General features: G+C 56.8%; 2 protein-coding genes. Both read right to left on the bottom strand.

Annotation, left to right across the window (positions count from 1 at the left end):
* Positions 1-25: 25 nt before the first annotated feature.
* On the bottom strand, positions 26-481 hold the full coding sequence (locus B3M32_RS00225; RefSeq protein ID WP_290742101.1) for a hypothetical protein: 456 nt from the start codon (positions 479-481) through the stop codon (positions 26-28).
* 8 nt (positions 482-489) lie between these two features.
* The coding region (locus tag B3M32_RS00220) for an IMP cyclohydrolase (protein ID WP_290742098.1) at positions 490-1,245 on the bottom strand (756 nt) is incomplete at its 5' end.

The raw sequence follows: 1,245 nt of genomic DNA, 5'->3' as shown, positions 1-1,245 counted from the left end.
TCGCGACCGAGCTCAAACCTCACACCTAGTTCGTCACCACTTTGCGGTAGCTCTTCGCGTTGCCGATCCAGAGCTTCACAAGCAATTCCTCGAGCGATGCTGTCGATACCAGATCCGGGTCGGCGTCCTGGATCTCGTCAGAAATCAGGTTGGCCTGCGTCAAGTTCAACATGCCGTAATATATGGCTTCCATGAGCTGCGAGGCGAATTTCGGAGAGATGTTCGCGACGTAGTCCATGTCGTTCAAGGGCGGCAGCTGGTTCTTGTCCGGGCTGAACTGGTCCAGGTTGTCCATAGTCCACATGTCGGCAGCCTTGCCCAGATCGGGCGAGGGGGCGACCTTCAGGAGCTTTTCCTGGTACGCCTTCCATTCGGCGTCGGTCGTCTTGCCTGCCTTGCGGACGGATTTCAGGAAGGACAGGACCGCATAGTAGAGGTCCTTTTCCCGCTGGTTCGTTTCTTTTTGCGTCACCGGAGCCATGGCAGTCCTTAGTGGCGGAAGTGCCTCATGCCGGTGAACACCATGGCCACGCCAAGCTTGTCGCAGGCTTCGATGGAGAGGTTGTCCTTCTTGGAACCACCCGGTTGCACGATGTACTGGACGCCAGCCTTGGCAGCGGCTTCCACGTTGTCCGGGAACGGGAAGAAGGCGTCGGAACCCATCACGACTTCGCTGAACACCTTCTTTTCCAGAGCCTTGAGACCGGCCTTGTCGATGCACTTGCCCTTTTCGTTGAAGAACTTCTGGGCAGCCTTCATGCGGGCCACGTTGTCGCGGACGCGGGGCTGGCAGAGGCGGAGGTTAGAGTCAATGCGGTTCGGCTGGCCGGGGCCAAGGCCGATGACCTGGAAGTAACCGCGGGCGTATTCATAACCCATGACGATGGCGTTTGACTTGGTGTGCTTGGTCACGATCCAGGTGAAGCGGGCGAGGGCTTCCTTGTTCTTTGCGAACTTCTTCTTGGTGACGCATTCGAACTTTTCGTAAACGTCCACGTCGCGGTCCTGAACCAGCATGCCACCGATTACGTGCTTATAGACCTTGCAACGGATTGCCTTCTTGATCTTGCCCACTTCAAGGAGACGAATGTCCTTGGACTTGTTCTTCAAAAATTCCAGAGCGTCCTTGTCGAATGCCGGAGCGAGAAGGATTTCGACGAACTTGCCCTTCAGGAATTCGGCGGTTTTCAGGTCCACCTTCTTGGTAACGGCAATCACGGAACCGAAGGCCGACACCGGGTCGCC

The sequence above is a fragment of the Fibrobacter sp. UBA4309 genome (assembly GCF_002395745.1).
Classification (GTDB): domain Bacteria; phylum Fibrobacterota; class Fibrobacteria; order Fibrobacterales; family Fibrobacteraceae; genus Fibrobacter.
The sequence above is the reverse complement of the archived record's forward strand: the minus strand, read 5'-3'. Positions and strand labels throughout refer to the sequence as shown.